The sequence below is a fragment of the Dyadobacter bucti genome, from assembly GCF_005869225.1.
Taxonomy (GTDB): Bacteria; Bacteroidota; Bacteroidia; order Cytophagales; family Spirosomataceae; genus Dyadobacter; species Dyadobacter bucti.
This window is the reverse complement of sequence record NZ_SWFP01000005.1, coordinates 192,094-208,653: the sequence shown is the minus strand read 5'-3', so window position 1 is coordinate 208,653 and position 16,560 is coordinate 192,094. Positions and strand designations below refer to the sequence as shown.

Sequence of the window (16,560 nt, the reverse complement as noted above, 5' to 3'; positions counted from 1 at the left end):
TTTCAAAAATTATTACTGTAAAAAATGCTACTTAGCGAACAGGAAATTTTACGCCGTCAGAAGCGTGAAGAGCTAGTACGGTTGGGAATTGAACCATATCCTGCCGAAGAATTTGTGGTAAATACTTACGCCGCAGACATTACCAAGAACTACGAAAACAATAAAATAGATTATAAACAGGTTACCATGGCCGGCAGGCTCATGGGTTTCCGTATTATGGGGAGCGCGGCTTTTGCAGAATTGCAGGACAGCACCGGCCGCATCCAGCTATACTTTCGCCGCGACGATCTTTGCCCCGGAGAAGATAAAACACTTTATAATACCGTATTCAAAAAGCTGCTGGATATCGGTGACATCATCGGTGTTTCGGGCTTCGTGTTTACGACGCAAACGGGCGAAATATCCGTTCATGTTCAGGAATTCAAGATCCTTAACAAATCGCTCCGTCCGCTGCCTGTTGTAAAAAGGGATGAAGAAGGAAATATATATGATGGTTTCACGGACCCTGAACTACGTTATCGCCAGCGTTATGTGGATCTGATCGTAAATCCGGAAGTTCGGGATATCTTCATAAAACGCGGCAGGATCATCACTACCATGCGTTCGTTCTTCGACTCCAAGGGCTGGCTGGAAGTGGAAACGCCTGTGTTGCAGTCTATTCACGGCGGTGCAGCGGCGAGACCTTTTGAAACCCACCATAATGCGCTGGACTTAGGATTGTATCTGCGAATTGCTACTGAACTTCACCTCAAACGCCTGATTGTAGGTGGTTTTGAAGGCGTTTACGAATTTGGGAAACTGTTCCGGAATGAAGGGATGGACCGTACGCACAACCCCGAGTTCACTACCGTAGAACTTTACGTTGCCTACAAAGATTATTTGTGGATGATGAAAATGACTGAGCAGGTGCTGGAACAGGTTGCGCTTGCCGTCAACGGAACTACTACCGCCAGGCTGGGCGATGTTGAGCTGAACTTTGCCGGCCCTTACCAGCGCCTGAGCATCACCGACGCGATTCACCAATATACCGGATTGAATGTGGATGCATTGGATGAAAACACGATCCGTGAGCAATGCCGTGCCTGGGGAATGGAAGTGAATGAAAGCATGGGCAAAGGAAAGCTGATCGACGAGATTTTTGGCGAAAAAGTGGAAGAGCATATTATTCAGCCCACTTTCATTATAGATCATCCCGTAGAAATGTCACCGCTCACCAAAAAACACCGGACCAAAAAAGGGATGGTGGAGCGTTTTGAGCTTTTTGTGAACGGGAAGGAAATTGCCAATGCCTATTCGGAATTAAATGATCCCATCGAGCAGCGTGAACGTTTTGAGGATCAGCTAAAATTAAAGGAACGCGGCGATGATGAGGCTATGGAAATGGACGATGATTTTCTTCGCTCACTTGAATACGGGATGCCGCCTACATCCGGTATCGGTATCGGTATCGACCGGCTTACTATGCTGCTTACCAACAATACAAGTATTCAGGAAGTAATTTTCTTCCCGCAGATGCGCCCGGAAAAAAAGGCTGAAATTGCAAAGGAAACGGATTATACGAAAGCTGGCGTACCGGCAGTTTGGATTCCTGCTTTACAAAAAATGAATATTCTTACCATCGAGCAGTTGAAAGCTGCTAATCCGAATAAAATATTCAATGACCTTGGCGGGATGCGAAAAAAGCTTAAAATAGAAGAAAAAATGCCTCTTCTGGACGAGGTGAAAACCTGGGTTGGATAATTCTACCGGCTTTCTGACACCAAAAATGCCGCATTTCCATGCGGCATTTTTCAATTTCTTGCAAAAAAAATATAGCTATATCTTTTTTACCTGCACAGCGTTAAGTCCTTTTTTTCCTTCAACGACTTCGTATTCAACTTGGTCATTTTCTCGGATTGTAAGTCCTCCCAATCCTGTCACATGGACAAAGATGTCTCTGTTTGTGTCGTCTTCAACGATGAAGCCGTATCCCTTAGCTTCATTGAAAAATTTTACAGTACCTGTTGGCATAATGGTTGAAATAAAAAAATTTAAATAAGGTGAAAATACAAAGTAATTGTAGCCGTTTCAATTATGTCAAATTGCTCTACCAAATAATTGAGGGAGGCTCAACATATTAGCAAAAGAAATTTTGGTAATTTTGATCAAGACATCCTGATTATAATGAACAACTTACAAAATCTTTAATCACAAAGAAACAAAAATTGTTTGTAAAACAATTTATTTGATTAAAGAATTTGACAATTTACGAGTTAGCGGTATTTTGCCCTTTAGTCGTGATTTGAATAAAAATTGACTGGTGTGATTGTTTATTCCGGCGAAAATCGCTAATTATGAGGCCATTATTGCAAATCAAGGTATGAATAGACTTCGGTATTTCGTTGAAGACCAAATCTTTGGGGTATGTTCAAAACTGGGCGAAAAGCTGAATTTCCCTGCCAGCAGCGTCCGATTGTACTTTATCTATGCTACTTTCATGACCTTCGGGTCGCCCATCATCCTTTACCTTGTTCTCGCTTTCTGGATGGAATTGAGGCAGCACTGGAGACGATACAACAGCCCTACGATTTGGGAATTGTAGGCGGGTTGATACCAGTCAGTTGACGAAAACGGTGTTTTCCCAGTATGAAATACTCCCATACAACACTTCTGTAATACAAAGGTGCCCTGTAATTGGTGCGTTTCGTACTTTTGATCAGAGAGGGTATGAGCCCATAAAATGCAAAATGGGCCCTCAAAATGGCAATCACATCGGGCCACGCGCCGGTCGCCATGAAACGTACACTTGAAATCCCGTCCAGTACCAGCCTGATAAACACTGTTTTCCATCTTCTTCCTTTCGGCAAATTCTTGAAAAGCATGACCAGATTGTTCCTGTAATTCAGGAAAGTCTTGCGGGGATTCGATTTGTGAAGTGTGCCTCCACCTACATGATAAACTGCTGATTTACCGCAATAAGTGATCCGGTACTTCATATTCAAAAGCCGCCAGCATAAGTCAATCTCCTCCATATGGGCAAAAAACGACTCGTCGAAACCTGATGCTTGATGAAACGCAGCCGATCGTACAAATAAACATGCGCCGGTTGCCCAGAAAACATCCTTTTCGTCGTCATACTGCCCCAGGTCTTCTTCCCGCGTATCGAATATCCTGCCACGACAGAACGGATAGCCGAGGTAATCCATATATCCGCCAGCTGCACCTGCATATTCAAAATGCGTAGGGAGGTCGTAGGCGAGGATTTTGGGCTGGCAGGCCGCAATATTTACATCCGAAGCCATAAAATTGATAACCGGCTCGATCCAGTTTTCAGTAACTTCTATGTCGGAATTCAGTAAAATATAATACTCAGAAGATACTTGTCTCAGAGCTTCATTGTAGCCTCCCGCATACCCTTTATTTTCTGCAATCTTCAGTATTTTTATTGAAGGATAATTGCTGTGCAACCACTCAACCGACTGGTCTGTTGAAGCATTATCTGCAATCCAGATTTCATGATTTCCGGAATACCGGATCACATTGGGAAGAAATTTCTCTAGATAGTGCCGACCGTTATAATTCAGGATTACAATTGCAACTGTGGAAGTCATTGATTTGCAATTTATTTCATCAGACTCCCAAAATCCAGCCCTGGAATGTTGGGCAGTACCCCGTCGGTTGCTTTTTGTAAATGTTCTTTAATTTTTGGTTCAATATTTTCAAAAGCTTTGTTGACCGCCGCAACTATAAGATCCTGAAGCATCTCGGTATCATCAGGATTAACAAGGTCCTTGTCAATTTCCAGACCGATCAGCGCTTTTTGTCCGTTCACGGTCGCTTTTACCATTCCACCACCGGATTCGGCAGTTAATGTAATGGTAGCCAACTGGTCCTGGGCATCTTTCATGCGAGACTGAAGGTCTTTCATTTTACCCATGAGCCCCATCATGTCTGCCATATTTCCGAACATACGTATAGTAATTAAGTTATCTCTTTATAAAACCAAAACGCTGTAAATGGTTCCTATCGTAAAAGCATAAATGTACCATTTTTTTCAACTGTTTGATCGATATCATCTACGAAAATCATCTTGTAGATATAATAACCGACCGGCGCATTTTCTCCGTTTATTGTCCCGTCCCAGCTATTAGAGATATCGTCCGAATGAAATACCACCTCGCCCCAACGGTTCATAATTGAAAAATTAATGGACTGAAGCTGGTTCGATTTTGCTTCCAAGATATCATTATACCCATCACCATTGGGCGAAAAAGCATCGGGAACAAAAACTCCTGCGCTTCTTTTATAATTAATAACATTGGACAAACTCCATAAACCTGGGGTTACGGAATTGGCGCGTATCTGAAAACTATATTCAAGATCACTCTGCGCATTCAACTTTACAGTGTAACTGGTGCTCATCTGGACTGGAATCTGCTCCTGCCCGCCGCTCGAACCTGTCTGGTTCACCTCGTACGATGCAACCCCACTAAGAAGCGGCGATTCTGCCGTCCAGGAGAGCGTGGACAGCAGTTTTGTCAACAGTATTGTGCAGATAGGCTGCGAAGCCGGGGCCTTTTGCCCGCACGAATTCTGATAACTCAGCCGGTAACAATAGGAAAGCTCATTTGTTTTTACATCCGGATCCATATACTCATTTTCATTGTAGAGCGTGATGATCTTTCTGAAAGTCGCACTTCCCGCTTCGGCCTTTTCTATGGACAAATCGTAAGTACTGTTAGGACCGGCACCCGGCACATTTGCCTGAATCACCACGGAATGGTCGTCTACAACCGCCACCACAGCTTCCTGAATGGGCCTTGCATTAGAAATTTCTGTTTTAACTCCGACAGGTGCCGAAGTGGAAGTTACATCGTTGATCTTCGCAACAACCTGATATTCCGAATAACTTCCGCATTGTACGTCCTCGTCGGTATAGGTAACATCGCTGATAGACGTGAAGCTTTTGATGACTGTACCGTCACGCAGCAGATCGTACCCTGTAAAGCCATCGGCATCACTATACTGGCTCCAGGTCAGCACATTCTTGCCTTCTTCCGACTTTCCGCTGAGCGTCATGCTACTATATTCCCGGCTGTCGCGCTGGCCGTTACATAGGTCCTGAGAGGACAATTTTAATTTATAAACCTGATCCTTATTCAGGTTTTTGATATCATAGGGCTGTAACCCACCGGAAGATCTCTTACCATCAGTAACATAGTTTGTTCCGTTTGCGCTGTACTTTATTTCGGTAGCCACGGCTGTAAGTCCCTGATAATTCAGCCTGATGGAACCATCCCCCCGCATTTCCACCGATTTGATCTCAATGCTATTCAACTGTGCCTGCTGAAATGAAATTGGCAATGAAGCTGTTGCTCCCCTGGCACAGGCCTGCCCTTGTGTATAACCTCCGGTCAATCTCACCACCGGGCTGCTGGTGGCGTCGGCATAATTGTGTTCAAGGATCAAAGCATCGCCCCTTTTCCACTTCTCTGTTTTTCCATCGCCCCAATTGATATCTACTTCATCATAAGCCCTGATAACCGCTCCCTCTGTAAGGGTAAGCGTAACTTTTCCACCCCCGCAAGATGAATACTGGGCTATGACCGCCCGGCTTTCATACACTGTCACTTTTTGGCAGGCATAAACCCTGCCGCTTGAAATGGCCGCTTGCTGTAATATGGTGAAGGTGCCAGGCAAGGCATAATTATAGCTGCTAACTTCCTGGATCAGCGGGGTAGTTGATCTGCCGTCGTAGGCCTGATTATAACCTACTACTATCGGATTCGGAATTGTGTTCGTAATTCGGACCAGGAGTGGGGCGCAGCCTTCTGTTTTGTCAAGCTCAAAGCCTCCACCTCCTCTGTCACACAATCCTTGCCCGAACGACTTCAAAACCACAAAAAAACCCGACATTAAGAAAAATAGTGATAATGGTAATCTCATATGTGTGCAACATTAAATAATAACTCTTTTTCAGAAGGATTAAAATAACGTTGAGCAGAGAAGAATAACGGAAATTATCAGCGGGGTAACACCGATTCCAATTGATGATAATTTTCAGGGGCAGGGGCAATATTAACTAAAAACGGAATAGTAATAAAAGTATTTTAGTAACTAACGATCGATCGGTTACCTGATAAGCAGAAAGCTCCCGTTTCGTGACACTGTCTGCCCGTAAGAATCCTTCATTTTAATTTTATACAAATAATAGCCTCCGGGCGCTTTACCGTCGTTGATGTTTCCGTCCCACCCATTGTTTATATCCTCCGAATGAAACACGACCTCGCCCCAGCGATTGTAAACCGACATTTGAAAGTCCGATACAAAATGTGCTTTTACTTCAAATCTTTCGTTAAAAGCATCTCCATTTGGCGTAAAAGCATCGGGGATCAAAATGATCGCATCGCGTTTGAAATTAATTGTATTGGAAAAGCTTGACAGGTTTCCATCCATAGAAAATGCCTTAACCTGAAAAGAAAATGCTGTTTGTGTTCCAAGATCCAGTCTGTGGCTGGTGTTGAGTTGCTTGGGCAGCTCATCCTGCAGGTTGCCGTTTTCGTCCATTTGTATTAAATCGTACGAACTTATTCCTGTCGTGAAGGGAGAGTCCGCGTTCCAAAAAACATCCTGGGTGTTACTGGCAAGCAATATGGAGCAGACCGGCGGGCTGAAATCAGGCGCTTTCAGATTACAGGCATTTTCATACTGAAACCGATAACAATATGAACTTTGACCCGTATTCACACCCGGATCCTCGAACACAAGCGTCTGATTACCTGCCGGAGAAACTTGTTGAAAATCGGTACTTCCCAGCGGCGCCCGTTCCACGATCAGATTATAGGAACTGGTCAGCCCTTCACCAGCAAGTTCGACCTGCGTAACGATCGTATTGTCATCTTTTACAGTAACGCTCGCACGGCTGATCGTTTCAGGCGAAGCGGTCTTTGGCTTAATTTCCACTGGGGCGGAATAAGACCTGACATCATTGGCAATGATCGTAACGACCTCATATTTATAGGTATTGCCACATTTTACATCGGTATCCAGATAGGATTTCTGATCATATCCCGAACTGTAAATAACCACTCCGTCTCTTTTAAGCTGATACTGTAATACGAGATCTGAATTCTGTCCGTCTTCCCAGGAAACAGCTATGATCTCATCCCGCGATGAGGGTTCTTCCTTAATCGTGATTGAACTTACTACGGGACTTGTGATCGCATTTCCACAAATATCTTTTGAGGAAAGTGCCACCCTGTAAATCTGCCCGGGCGTGAGATCAGTGAAAGTTGCCGACTGGGCACCACCAACCTGACTTATCTTCCCAGTACGTACAAACTGACCATCGCCTTTGTCTATCAAAATCTCGGTGGGCGTTCCTTCTTTTCCGTCGTAAATGACTTTGATGTCACCATTAGGAAAGTTTTCAAGGCTTCTGATCCTGATATCTTTCAGGGCCAGAGCCGCATTGACCGGCGTCAGCGGGGTTTTCGTTATACTTGTCTGGCACCTGCCATCAGTGTATCCTCCGCTTATTGTAACATTTCTACCGTTGTTATTGCCGTTTGCATAAAGATGCTCCACAGATAACGGGTCACCATTTTTCAAAGAAACCTTCGCCGATGTGCCGTCTCCCCAGTCGACTATTATAAAATCATAGCCGGCTGCAATTTTATCATCAATCAATGTAACCCTGGAAAGACCGTTGCCGCAGTTTACAAGTTCACCTTTGGGCGCTTTTGTTTCATTTACTACAATATCCTTGCACTGGCTGAACCCTGTCCCGCCGGCGCTGCCAAATTGTAATATGGTATATGTACCAGGATCGCTATATGTAAAAGTAACATCCTGTGTGGCCTGACCCGGCAATGGCGCAGTAGTCTGATTGCGGTCAAAATCATAGACATAGCTGATATTTTCAGCCCCTGTCACCTCATTCTTAATTTCGACACTTAAAGGTGCACAACCCTCCGAAGGTGTGACAGTAAACCCGCCCGTATTACCACAAAACTGGGCGAAAGCTTTTTTTTGAAAAGGCAGGAGGACGCTTAACAAAAACAGTAGCAGTAACCTGATCTTCATAAGTTGAGTAAAATTTTCTCCATTGATAATACGTCTTTTTATTACCTCAAACCATTTGAAACGTATAAGGAAAATCCTTTGTTAAAATGCAATGGAGGTTCAAAAATAGAACTTTTCAACATTAACACCTTACCTTTGCTAAGTAAAACGAGTTTTTAATCAAAACTATTTTTCGTCAACCTGATTAATGAATAATAATAGTATTCCAATCGTGCTGGACTCCATTGAAGACGCCATAGAAGCCATTCGCAAAGGCCAGATGATCATCGTGGTCGATGATGAAGACCGGGAAAATGAGGGTGATTTTATTTGCGCTGCCGAGCTGGTAACGCCTGAAATAGTGAACTTTATGGCCCGTGAAGGCCGTGGTTTGATATGTGTTCCAATCACCGAAGAACGTTGTGCGGAGCTGGAGCTGGAAATGATGGTAGGCAACAATACAGCCTTGCATGAAACCGCCTTTACTGTGTCTGTCGACCTGCTGGGGAATGGCTGCACTACGGGTATATCAGCCAGTGACCGCGCCAAAACCATACAAGCTCTGGTAAATCCCGAAACCCGGCCGGAAGATCTTGGCCGCCCAGGGCATATCTTTCCTCTGAAAGCAAAAAAAGGCGGCGTACTCCGCCGCACCGGGCATACGGAGGCTGCAATAGACTTTCCGCGCCTCGCCGGACTATCCTCTGCGGGGGTATTGGTAGAGATCTTAAATGAAGATGGTTCCATGGCACGCCTTCCGCAATTACGGGAAATCGCCAACCGCCTGAACCTTAAACTTGTCAGCATTAAAGATCTTATCGAGTACAGGCTGCGCAAGGAATCTTTGATCAAAAGGGAAATCGGCGTCGATATGCCAACCAAATGGGGTCACTTCGATCTTATCGCTTATCGCCAGATCAACACCGGCGACCTGCACCTTGCACTTGTGAAAGGTACCTGGGAAAAAGACGAACCGGTTCTTGTCCGGGTTCATTCCTCCTGTGTTACAGGAGATATCTTCGGATCATGCCGCTGCGATTGCGGACCTCAGCTGCATGCAGCCATGGACATGGTGGACAAAGCTGGGAAAGGCGTTATCGTATACATGAACCAGGAAGGACGGGGCATAGGGCTGTTGAATAAGCTACGGGCTTACAAGCTACAGGAAATGGGCAGGGACACTGTTGAAGCCAACCTGGAACTGGGATTTCCTATGGACGACCGTGATTATGGCGTGGGCGCCCAGATCCTTCGCGACCTGAATGTTACCAAACTCCGCCTGATTACCAACAATCCAAAAAAACGTGCAGGATTGATCGGTTACGGATTGGAAATCGTGGATTCGATGAATATTGAAATCCCGTCCAACCCATACAATGAAAAATACCTTTTGACCAAACGAGATAAAATGGGTCACAATCTGAGCAACTTAACCATTCCAGTAAATAAAGGATGACAGCTGTTCAAATTGTCGAAACAGAGGATGATATTCTGAAATGCCGTGCTGCTATCCAGGCACTCAGGCCGTCGCTGACCGACGATCTCTATTTTGAAGCAGTTCAAAAAACACTGGAAGATAACCGTCAGATCATTTTTATAGAAGATCAGGGAGAAGCGGCGGCGGTTGCCGTTTTCGAAACGGGATACAATCTTTTCAGGGGCAGGTACATTTATATTGATGACCTTTCCACTGTTCCCGGCCATCGGGGAAAAGGATATGCCGGAGTACTGGTCGACTGGATCCTGGATTATGCCAAAAAGGAAAACTACGCGCAGGTGCATCTGGATTCGGGTGTGACAGAAGCCCGTACAGATGCCCACAGGCTGTATCTCAACAAAAGGTTTCAGGTAGCAAGCCTTCATTTTGTTGCCAAAGTCTGACGCATCCGGCGTTCAGGTCTCATTGTCAGTTTTTTTACCATAACACTAAATGAATATTGATCAGGTTTTTGAAGCATTCAACTCGCTGCGTGTATTGGTCATAGGCGATGTCATGCTTGATTCCTATGTGTGGGGGAAAGTGGAGAGAATCTCGCCGGAAGCACCTGTTCCGGTAGTGACGGTTCAGACCCGCGAATATCGCCTCGGCGGCGCAGGTAATGTATTGCTGAATGTTCAGTCGCTGGGCGCAGAAGCTATTATCTGTTCCGTGATCGGTACGGACAACCCGGGCGACCTGCTCGAAAACAGCCTCAAGGAAAAAGGCATGAACTGCGAGGGATTGATCAGGAGCGAAAACAGGGTTACAACGATCAAGGAACGTATTATTGCGGGTTCCCAGCAAGTGGTAAGGATCGACACCGAAACTGACAAGCCAATTTCCAGACACGAAACTGAGAGACTGGTCGCCAAAGCCAAAGAACTAATCCCTTCCTGTAACGTAGTTATTTTTGAAGATTACGACAAAGGCGTTTTGACCGCTGAGTCCATAGCCGAAATAACTGCATTTGCCAATCTTCACGATGTGCCTACGGTTGTAGATCCCAAGAAGCGGAATTTTCTTGCATATCATAACACCACATTGTTCAAGCCAAACCTGAAAGAGCTCAGGGAGGGGCTGAAAGTGGATTTCAATGTGGATAATCCTGTGGAATTACAGGCGACGGTTCAGCAATTGAAAGAAACCCTCAACATCCATGGTGCACTTATTACACTTTCCGAGAGAGGTGTTTTTATAGATTTTGAAAACGAAATACATCAGTTGCCCGCGCACATCCGCCAGATAGCTGACGTATCGGGCGCAGGCGATACAGTGATCAGTATTGCGGCTTGTTGTGTCGCATTGAGGCTTCCTCCCAGAACCATCGCCGCCGTTTCCAATCTGGGCGGCGGGCTGGTTTGTGAGATGGTAGGCGTGGTACCTATTGATAAAAACCTTTTAAAAGCCGAGGCCCAAAAACTGGTTTAATCTTCCGGGCTGGTGTAGCGGACGATATCAATTCCAACGCCGTTCGGATCCTGAATGGCAAAATGACGGTCGCCCCAGGGCTCATCTCTCAGCTCGATCACGATTTTCACGCCACGTTTTTTTAAATCGTCATAAATTTTATCTACATCCTCGGTTTCAATAGTAAAGAACACGCCGATGCCTTGAAACGGTTTTTGAAACAAAGGCTGCTGGGATGGATGATCGGGCAGTAAAAAAGCCATGTCGGACTGTTCATCGGGCGTATGCATCAGGAGATAAAAATCATTTTCAAATTTTACTCCAAAACCCAGCCATTTGGTATAAAACTCCTTGGTTTCTGCCAGTTTGTTTGTAATAATTCCTGCGTTCAGTTTCATAATGATCTTATTTAAAGTTGATATTACAAAACTACCGCGCCCGGTATCAGCGAACTTGTAAAAAACGGACAACTTTCAGAGGTCAAAAGCACGACCCGGCGTGGAACCGAACATTATTTTAAATTCCTTGATGAAATGTGCCTGATCGTAATATCCGGCATCAAAAAAAGGCTGGATTGCTCCCTGTGCTCTGGTTGGAGATTCATTCCGCAGCAAGTTCTGAAATCTTACTACCTTACTGAAAGTCTTGGCTGTGTCCCCGATGTAAAATTCAAATAGCCGCCTCAGCTGTCTGCTGCTAATACCCACATCCAAGTCTTTTTCCAAACTCAGAATTCCTTGTTTTTGCAGGATAATTTCCATCGCTCCATAAAGCCGCACATCTGGCGCAATCTTCAAATCAGTGATAAGTGATAAAAAATGCTTGTCGAGCACAGTGGCAATTTTATCGGTGGAAAAGGCAGGATCAAAATTCAATCTGATAAATTCGGCAGTCGGGGTGACAACTGTTTTCAGGCTTTCGAACCGGTTGGTCAACTCAGAAGCATTGATCCCGAATATTTGCGGGAAAGCGGAAGGCAAAAACCGGATACCCACGTAATTGAATGATTCCTCCAGCGGAAACGCAGTATATGCGTTGGAAAAACCCATCACAAAACTTTCCCCGGGATTCTGCAATTCAAAGAATATATCGATACAGCCGTCGGCAATCACACGATAATAAAAAGTGTCCGTCAGAGGCTGATCTGTTTTTAGCTGCCAGTAGCAGAAGATGAGGTTGGTCAGTTTTGGATCGGGAAGAAATTCAGTGTACACTACTTCATCGCAGGGCCGCTTGACCAGTGGCTGAACCGGATTGTAAAGCGATCTTATGTTGCTGAAATCTTTCAAACTGAAGGTTCTTACCAGTTGATCCCCGATTCTCCCAATCCCATTTTTCTTGTAAACCTGGATGACATTTTGGAGCGGCTCGTAATGTAGCGGACACTCGCACCGATATAGGGAGTAGTAGCCGGTGTATACGAAGTTAAGTTTTCGCGGGCACTGTTGAAAGTCCTGAGCTGTCTAAAAGTAGTGACTCCGGCTTCCAGTGAAACATTCAGCACGGTAAAAAGATGTGCATTGGCCGCCACACCGACTTTTATCTGGCGGTAATTCTCACGTCTGAGCATTTTCTCCTCGGGTGTCTGTACCATGAAACCGCCACTGTAACCATTCAGCCCCGCAAGCATATCCACATTAAACCATTTGGTCGCTTTATAATTTACATTGGCCATAAAAGGCAACATAGCCGACGCGCGCCACTGCCTGCCCAATCCTTTGTTGATACCGAATACTGGGATAAAACGAAGTTTCTGATTGTATGCGAGAACCGATCCGTACATGATCTGCGTCCGCAGCCCGAGTATATGCATACGAGCCGCCCCGCCCCAGAAAAACGGCTGCGGGCTAAAAAAAGTCTCGTTGGTTTCGGTCATCCCCAAGCCCCCGCCATATACCCAGAGCCGGTCCTTTATACTCGCCTGCAAACGTATAACTCCGAGCGACAATGTTTTATAACCATGGGTTGGCAGATCGGTTCCGTCCAGGGTGGGCTGAACCTGATTGAATTGCGCGAGCATCACCGTGTGCACTGCCCGCAGGTCAAATTTCTTGCGGAGGCTATATCCAAGCTGTACTTCGCTCTGCACCGGAATAATGCCGAAAAAACCGGTTTTGCGCAATCCGAAATCCCGGGTACCATCAAGGCTGGACGGGACTGTATAGTCCGCTTTGAGCGTTACATTGGGATAAAAAAGCCTGCTCAGCGCAAAATGCTGCGCATGGGAAGCGGAAATTGATAACAGAAAAAGGCAGATTGTCGGGTACCGTAAATTACGCATGCCAGGATTTTAGGGGTGGGGTATTCTGGCAAATAACGTGAAAAGGATATTGCTATTGTGTTTGACAAAACCGTGCGACTTCAGCCTCTCCGTAGCGACCAAGTATATTCTGGTGAAAGGATATCTTTATTACAATAGCCTGAAACGCCGGCCCGACCCTATTAATAGTAACAACAAAAGCTTCTTCTTTTCACTTGAAAGAACCATACTATGAAACACTTATTCATTTTTCTGATCATGCTTTTACCTAATGTTATCATTGCGCAAAATGCTGAAACCACCTATGCGGAAAAACTGGGCTATCCCAAAGGCAAGAAAGTCCTGATCATCCATGTAGATGATGTCGGCATGTCATACGAATCCAATCAGGGAGCGATCAGGGCCATCAAGGAAGGTGTTGCCAATTCGCTGAGTGTCATGATGCCCTGCGGATGGGTGCCCGGTTTTGTTCATTACCTGAAAGAAAACAAAGACCTCGATGCCGGCTTGCACCTTACGCTTACGTCGGAGTGGAAAGATTATCGCTGGGGACCACTGGCCGGGAAACCAAAAGTAAAAGGGTTGGTTGATTCAGAAGGTGCTATGTGGAGTAATGTAGCGGATGTTGTCAAAAACGCCTCCCCTGACGAAGTGGAAACTGAAATCCGTGCCCAGCTGGAACGCGCCCGAAGTATGGGTTTCGAGCCGACCCACCTGGATTCACACATGGGTACCCTTTTTGCTACGCCCGAATTTCTGGAACGTTACTTAAAGGTAGGTATGGAAGAAAAAATTCCGGTCATGTTTCCCGGCGGGCACAATACAGCTATTCAGGCCGGAGAGAAAATGATTGCCGAGCGATTTGAAATGACACAAAAAGTAGGGAAACAACTCTGGGCAGCCGGGCTCCCGGTGCTGGATGATCTGGAAAACACCAGTTATGGCTGGAAAGGCCCGGCAAACGGCGACAATTCAGAGAAAGCATTGCAGAAGTACAAAACCGAAAAATATATCAATGCCATTAAAAGCCTGAAACCGGGACTGACAATGGTGATTATGCACTGCACAATTCATACGGAGGTTTTTCCGAAAATTTCAGACTCCATGGTCACCCGCGAGGGGGATTTCCTGGCAATGATCGACCCGGAACTGCGCAAATACATTGAAAAAGAAGGAATTATATTGACTACATGGCGGGAAGCAATGCAACGTCGGCAAGAGGTAAAATGAACATTGAATCAAAGGTCACTGACTTTCCCAGATCCGCTGCAATTCCTCAACGTCAGCCAGATCTTTTATGCGGGCAGTGGCCTTTTTTTCTAAAATCAAATCAGAAAGATTAATAACCTGAAAGGGCGTTTTAACGAATGCCCTAAGTCGAGTTCGAAGCCGGATAAGCCAAAGCGAACGGAAGTCCACCCGAAAATTAATGGCATTCCTTCGAGCAGGGCAGCGCCCGGAACTTCACTCTGCGATATTGCTCGACAAGTGCTTTGGTGTTGTCCGGTGCATTTTTAATCCAGAGATCCATATCCTGTGTAGTACGAATGTGCCCATAAACAACACCTGCCATACCTCCCACCAAAAGATACTTGACGTTGTACCGGTTCAGATTTCGCAAAAGCTGATGCACATCATCGCTACTAATATCCATAACCAGAGTCTTTTTGTTAACCGGATTTGAACGATACAATTTCCCCGCAAGCCGGTTGAGCCGGCCAAGGGACGCAAAATTTTTATAGTGTTGAGATTTTGTCTGTAAATCAGGAACCGACATGCTGCTTCAAATTTATATACATAAAGTTAAATGATTAAATCAAAAGAGCATCGTTTGTTATTCGCATAAAAGGCTCAAAAACACAACGCCCCAGAAAACCGAAGTTCCTGGGGCGTTTTTATTTCGAGGCTGTCAGCTTACGGCTGACAGCAAATTACTACAAATCTATCGCTTCACCGTAAGCTGCCTCGGTAGCACCTTTCAATGCTTCCGACATGGTTGGGTGAGGGTGGATCGAACGTAGGATTTCGTGAGAAGTTGTTTCCAGTTTGCGCGCCACAACTACCTCAGCGATCATTTCCGTGACGTTGGCACCGATCATGTGCGCGCCCAGGAATTCGCCATATTTGGCGTCGAAAATCACTTTTACAAAGCCGTCGGTAACACCGGCACCCACTGCTTTACCGGAAGCCTTGAATGGGAACTTGCCCACTTTGATATCATAACCGGCTTCTTTGGCTTTCTTCTCGGTATATCCTACCGAAGCGATTTCCGGCTGGCAGAAAGTACATCCGGGAATGTTATTGTAATCCAAAGCTTCAGTTTTGTGGCCTGCGATTTTCTCAACGCAGATGATTGCCTCCGCAGTCGCAACGTGTGCCAAAGCAGGGCCAGGCGTACAGTCGCCGATCGCGTAGAAACCTGGTACGCTGGTTTCATACCACTCATTTACAGTGATTTTGCCTTTATCAGTTTTGATACCTGTTTCTTCCAGACCGATGTTTTCGATGTTGGAAATAATACCTGCCGCTGAAAGAACGACATCCACTTCAAATGACTTTTGTCCGTCCGGTGTTTTTACAGAAACAACGCAGCCTTTTCCGCTGGTATCTACTTTTTCAACAGTGGAATTAACGTAGGTATCCACACCCAGTTTCTTGTATTGTTTAGCTATTTCTTTGGAAATATCTTCATCTTCAACTGGCACCAGGTTTGGAAGGAATTCCACTACGGTTACCTTGGTACCCATAGATGCATATACGTAGGCAAATTCCATCCCGATAGCACCTGAACCGATCACCAATAAACTTTTTGGCTGGGTCTCAAGGCTCATGGCCTTACGGTATTCGATCACTTTCTGACCGTCGATTTTGATGTTCGGCAACTCGCGTGCACGTGCGCCGGTAGCGATAATTACACCTTTACTGGCTGTATAATCTGCTTTTTTACCGTCGTTGTCAGTGACTTCAACTGTTTTTTGTCCTTTCACTTTACCGGTGCCCATGATCACATCGATCTTGTTTTTCTTCATCAGAAAAGACACCCCTTTGCTCATGGTGTCGGCTACACCGCGGCTGCGTTTGATCACAGCGCCAAAGTCAGCAGACGATTCTCCTACATTGATACCATAGTCTTTTGCATGTTTAATGTATTCAAAAACCTGGGCACTTTTAAGTAATGCTTTGGTCGGAATACAGCCCCAGTTAAGACAGATTCCACCTAAACTTTCTTTTTCAACGATTGCTACTTTAAGTCCTAATTGGGAAGCACGGATAGCTGCGGGATAACCGCCGGGACCGCTACCAATTACGATCACATCATATGTTTGAGCCATTTTCTGGTATTTTTATTGTACGAAATGGGTTGACAAAA

Annotated in this window: 16 protein-coding genes; 6 read left to right on the top strand and 10 right to left on the bottom strand. The window is 45.4% G+C overall.

From position 1 onward, the window contains the following. Positions 1–24: 24 nt before the first annotated feature. On the top strand, positions 25–1,740 hold the full coding sequence (gene lysS / locus FBF61_RS17625; RefSeq protein WP_138479638.1) for a lysine--tRNA ligase: 1,716 nt from the start codon (positions 25–27) through the stop codon (positions 1,738–1,740). Positions 1,741–1,815: 75 nt separating this feature from the next. Here the strand turns inward: lysS and FBF61_RS17620 are convergent, their stop codons facing one another. Beyond that, the gene (locus FBF61_RS17620; protein WP_026629450.1) at positions 1,816–2,010 is read right to left on the bottom strand and encodes a cold-shock protein; all 195 of its coding nucleotides are present in this window, start codon (positions 2,008–2,010) and stop codon (positions 1,816–1,818) included. A gap of 349 nt (positions 2,011–2,359) precedes the next feature. On the opposite strand from FBF61_RS17620, the gene FBF61_RS17615 reads away from it, so the two are divergent. Beyond that, positions 2,360–2,581 carry a PspC domain-containing protein gene (locus tag FBF61_RS17615; protein WP_138479636.1) on the top strand — a complete coding sequence of 74 codons (222 nt, stop codon included), beginning with the start codon at positions 2,360–2,362 and terminating at the stop codon, positions 2,579–2,581. Here FBF61_RS17615 and FBF61_RS17610 read toward each other — a convergent pair. The 4 genes from FBF61_RS17610 to FBF61_RS17595 form a co-directional block, all read right to left on the bottom strand. Continuing rightward, on the bottom strand, positions 2,562–3,590 hold the full coding sequence (locus FBF61_RS17610) for a glycosyltransferase family 2 protein (RefSeq protein WP_138479634.1): 1,029 nt from the start codon (positions 3,588–3,590) through the stop codon (positions 2,562–2,564). The genes FBF61_RS17615 and FBF61_RS17610 overlap by 20 nt on opposite strands. A gap of 11 nt (positions 3,591–3,601) precedes the next feature. After that, positions 3,602–3,949: a YbaB/EbfC family nucleoid-associated protein gene (locus FBF61_RS17605; RefSeq protein WP_138479632.1), complete on the bottom strand. Its 348-nt coding sequence runs from the start codon at positions 3,947–3,949 to the stop codon at positions 3,602–3,604. 53 nt (positions 3,950–4,002) lie between these two features. Next, positions 4,003–5,925 (bottom strand): T9SS type B sorting domain-containing protein, encoded by a 1,923-nt coding sequence (locus tag FBF61_RS17600; RefSeq protein WP_229215100.1) that lies wholly within the window; start codon positions 5,923–5,925, stop codon positions 4,003–4,005. 186 nt (positions 5,926–6,111) lie between these two features. Next, positions 6,112–8,064, bottom strand: a complete 1,953-nt coding sequence (locus tag FBF61_RS17595; protein WP_138479630.1) for a T9SS type B sorting domain-containing protein — start codon at positions 8,062–8,064, stop codon at positions 6,112–6,114. 187 nt (positions 8,065–8,251) lie between these two features. Here FBF61_RS17595 and FBF61_RS17590 point away from each other — a divergent pair, with 187 nt between their 5' ends. Genes FBF61_RS17590 through FBF61_RS17580 form a run of 3 tightly spaced genes read left to right on the top strand, consistent with a single transcriptional unit; the run spans position 8,252 to position 10,951 of the window. Then, positions 8,252–9,499, top strand: a complete 1,248-nt coding sequence (locus FBF61_RS17590) for a bifunctional 3,4-dihydroxy-2-butanone-4-phosphate synthase/GTP cyclohydrolase II (RefSeq protein WP_138479628.1) — start codon at positions 8,252–8,254, stop codon at positions 9,497–9,499. Further along, positions 9,496–9,924: a GNAT family N-acetyltransferase gene (locus FBF61_RS17585; RefSeq protein ID WP_138479626.1), complete on the top strand. Its 429-nt coding sequence runs from the start codon at positions 9,496–9,498 to the stop codon at positions 9,922–9,924. Before FBF61_RS17590 ends, FBF61_RS17585 begins: the two co-directional genes overlap by 4 nt. A 49-nt stretch (positions 9,925–9,973) precedes the next feature. Beyond that, positions 9,974–10,951, top strand: a complete 978-nt coding sequence (locus FBF61_RS17580) for a bifunctional heptose 7-phosphate kinase/heptose 1-phosphate adenyltransferase (protein ID WP_138479624.1) — start codon at positions 9,974–9,976, stop codon at positions 10,949–10,951. Here FBF61_RS17580 and FBF61_RS17575 read toward each other — a convergent pair. From FBF61_RS17575 to FBF61_RS17565, 3 genes are all read right to left on the bottom strand, one after another. Further along, the gene (locus tag FBF61_RS17575; RefSeq protein ID WP_138479622.1) at positions 10,948–11,328 is read right to left on the bottom strand and encodes a VOC family protein; all 381 of its coding nucleotides are present in this window, start codon (positions 11,326–11,328) and stop codon (positions 10,948–10,950) included. The genes FBF61_RS17580 and FBF61_RS17575 overlap by 4 nt on opposite strands. 75 nt (positions 11,329–11,403) lie before the next feature. Then, positions 11,404–12,219, bottom strand: coding sequence for a helix-turn-helix domain-containing protein (locus FBF61_RS17570; protein ID WP_138479620.1), 816 nt, complete (start codon positions 12,217–12,219; stop codon positions 11,404–11,406). A gap of 11 nt (positions 12,220–12,230) precedes the next feature. Next, positions 12,231–13,211, bottom strand: a complete 981-nt coding sequence (locus FBF61_RS17565; protein ID WP_138479617.1) for a hypothetical protein — start codon at positions 13,209–13,211, stop codon at positions 12,231–12,233. 210 nt (positions 13,212–13,421) lie between these two features. On the opposite strand from FBF61_RS17565, the gene FBF61_RS17560 reads away from it, so the two are divergent. Next, a complete protein-coding gene (locus FBF61_RS17560; RefSeq protein WP_138479615.1) occupies positions 13,422–14,420 on the top strand; it encodes a polysaccharide deacetylase family protein in 999 nt (332 codons plus the stop codon). Between the two features lie 196 nt (positions 14,421–14,616). Here FBF61_RS17560 and FBF61_RS35100 read toward each other — a convergent pair whose 3' ends face one another. Next, positions 14,617–14,844 carry a hypothetical protein gene (locus tag FBF61_RS35100; protein ID WP_229215099.1) on the bottom strand — a complete coding sequence of 76 codons (228 nt, stop codon included), beginning with the start codon at positions 14,842–14,844 and terminating at the stop codon, positions 14,617–14,619. A gap of 280 nt (positions 14,845–15,124) precedes the next feature. After that, positions 15,125–16,522: a dihydrolipoyl dehydrogenase gene (lpdA, locus tag FBF61_RS17550; protein ID WP_138479613.1), complete on the bottom strand. Its 1,398-nt coding sequence runs from the start codon at positions 16,520–16,522 to the stop codon at positions 15,125–15,127. Positions 16,523–16,560: the final 38 nt, after the last annotated feature.

Bases quoted from the DNA above. Each gene is read 5' to 3' on its own strand.
- lysS (WP_138479638.1), top strand. From the start codon at position 25: ATGCTACTTAGCGAACAGGAAATTTTACGCCGTCAGAAGCGTGAAGAG.
- FBF61_RS17620 (WP_026629450.1), bottom strand. From the start codon at position 2,010: ATGCCAACAGGTACTGTAAAATTTTTCAATGAAGCTAAGGGATACGGC.
- FBF61_RS17615 (WP_138479636.1), top strand. From the start codon at position 2,360: ATGAATAGACTTCGGTATTTCGTTGAAGACCAAATCTTTGGGGTATGT.
- FBF61_RS17610 (WP_138479634.1), bottom strand. From the start codon at position 3,590: ATGACTTCCACAGTTGCAATTGTAATCCTGAATTATAACGGTCGGCAC.
- FBF61_RS17605 (WP_138479632.1), bottom strand. From the start codon at position 3,949: ATGTTCGGAAATATGGCAGACATGATGGGGCTCATGGGTAAAATGAAA.
- FBF61_RS17600 (WP_229215100.1), bottom strand. From the start codon at position 5,925: ATGAGATTACCATTATCACTATTTTTCTTAATGTCGGGTTTTTTTGTG.
- FBF61_RS17595 (WP_138479630.1), bottom strand. From the start codon at position 8,064: ATGAAGATCAGGTTACTGCTACTGTTTTTGTTAAGCGTCCTCCTGCCT.
- FBF61_RS17590 (WP_138479628.1), top strand. From the start codon at position 8,252: ATGAATAATAATAGTATTCCAATCGTGCTGGACTCCATTGAAGACGCC.
- FBF61_RS17585 (WP_138479626.1), top strand. From the start codon at position 9,496: ATGACAGCTGTTCAAATTGTCGAAACAGAGGATGATATTCTGAAATGC.
- FBF61_RS17580 (WP_138479624.1), top strand. From the start codon at position 9,974: ATGAATATTGATCAGGTTTTTGAAGCATTCAACTCGCTGCGTGTATTG.
- FBF61_RS17575 (WP_138479622.1), bottom strand. From the start codon at position 11,328: ATGAAACTGAACGCAGGAATTATTACAAACAAACTGGCAGAAACCAAG.
- FBF61_RS17565 (WP_138479617.1), bottom strand. From the start codon at position 13,211: ATGCGTAATTTACGGTACCCGACAATCTGCCTTTTTCTGTTATCAATT.
- FBF61_RS17560 (WP_138479615.1), top strand. From the start codon at position 13,422: ATGAAACACTTATTCATTTTTCTGATCATGCTTTTACCTAATGTTATC.
- FBF61_RS35100 (WP_229215099.1), bottom strand. From the start codon at position 14,844: ATGGATATTAGTAGCGATGATGTGCATCAGCTTTTGCGAAATCTGAAC.
- lpdA (WP_138479613.1), bottom strand. From the start codon at position 16,522: ATGGCTCAAACATATGATGTGATCGTAATTGGTAGCGGTCCCGGCGGT.